Genomic DNA, 1451 nt, shown 5'->3' with positions numbered 1-1451 from the left:
GGTCGGCATCGTCGAAGACGAAGGAGGTCGTCTGGTAGATCGGCGTGGCACGCGCGCCGGTCGCCGGATCGGGCTTGGCACCGGCATGGACGGCGAGCGTGTTGAAACCTGGCGTGCGGGTCACTGAAAACCTCCCTTTTGAAACTCTTGAAATCGCCGGGCATTCTTGGCGAAGCATGAGCGCGAATGCAAAGAAGAAAATGCCCTTCGGCGAACGATCTGCGGCCGAGGCCCGAGAAAATGCACTGGTCTAAGGAATAATTTTGCGCCCAAGGCGCATTGCGCATCAGGCCTTGCTTTTGGTGCACGTCGTTATCCCAAAACCGCCGCGCACTTTTAGCGACGTGTCCTACTTCTGGCGCACGCCAAAACTCTGGAATCCCGACCGCATCAGCGGCTTCTTCGACGACAGCACACCGGAATTGACGCCGGTCCAGCCGATCTCGCCGGACAGCTTGCCGTATTCGATCTTGGGGCAGCGGTTCATCACCACCTTGATGCCGGCGGCCTCGGCGCGCGCGGCGGCCTCGTCATGGCGAACGCCAAGCTGCATCCAGATGACTTTCGGCAAGGGATCGAGCCGCAACGCCTCGTCGACGATGCCGGGCACCGCCGCCGGCGCGCGAAAGACATCGACCATGTCGATCGGCTCGGGAATATCGGCGAGCCTCGCATAGGTCATCCGGCCGAGGATCTCCTTGCCGGCCTGGCCAGGATTGATCGGAAACACCGAAAATCCCTTGGCCAGCAGATATTTCAGCACGAAATAGCTTGGCCGCACATCGTTGGCGGACGCGCCGACCATGGCGATGGTCTTCACCGAATTGAGGATGCCGGCGATGTAGGTGTTGTCGTAGCTATCGTGGTTCATGCGGCTTCCTGCGGTAGTGGTATCGGTAAAGTTCACGGCTGAACCCAAGCGAGGCATAGAGAGCGCGAGCCGGCGTGTTGTCGACCACCACCTGCAAGCATGCGGCGTGAACCCCTGCCCGCCGCGCCCAGCCGATGAGGCCGCCGACAGTCTTGCGGCCCAGACCTTGCTGCCTGAAACGGCCATCGGTTTCAACCGATTCCACCACAAGCAGGCCATTGCGGATGACGCCATAGGCCAAGGCGGCAATTTCGCTGTCGCGTTCACAGGATACGAACGCCCGGTCGCCGACGATCAGCCCGGTCATCTCGCGAAAGATGCGGCACTCGGCGTCGTCAAAGGTCCCCATGCGGAACCGCGCCGCGAGCCAGTCCTCGCCCGGCACTTTCGAAACGGTGACCTGCTCATCGCGGACTTCAGCCAGGTCGCCGATCCCGGCATGGAGATGGATCGTGCCGCCTTCCGGCTGGTATCCGCGATGGTCGAGTATGGCTTCGAGCTCGCCGGCGATGTCGGGAACCCGAAACAAGGGCGTCTGGCTGTGGCCGATGTAGAAGGACTCGGCGGCGCCGATGGCAGG

The 1451-nt window shown here is 62.1% G+C and carries 3 protein-coding genes; all 3 read right to left on the bottom strand.

The annotated features are described in order from the left end of the window. Positions 1-124: PLP-dependent transferase (locus tag EN893_RS33800; RefSeq protein WP_206640237.1), on the bottom strand; the 124-nt coding region annotated here is incomplete at its 3' end. 225 nt (positions 125-349) lie between these two features. Beyond that, a complete protein-coding gene (locus EN893_RS33795; protein WP_127269926.1) occupies positions 350-871 on the bottom strand; it encodes a CoA-binding protein in 522 nt (173 codons plus the stop codon). Next, positions 858-1451 (bottom strand): GNAT family N-acetyltransferase (locus tag EN893_RS33790; RefSeq protein ID WP_164901373.1); only part of this gene is annotated, 594 nt, incomplete at its 5' end. The genes EN893_RS33795 and EN893_RS33790, both read right to left, overlap by 14 nt.

It is taken from the genome of Mesorhizobium sp. M7A.F.Ca.CA.004.04.2.1, from assembly GCF_004022825.1.
Classification (GTDB): Bacteria; Pseudomonadota; Alphaproteobacteria; order Rhizobiales; family Rhizobiaceae; genus Mesorhizobium.
Note: the sequence above shows the minus strand (reverse complement) of the source record. Positions and strands in the feature narration are given on the sequence as shown.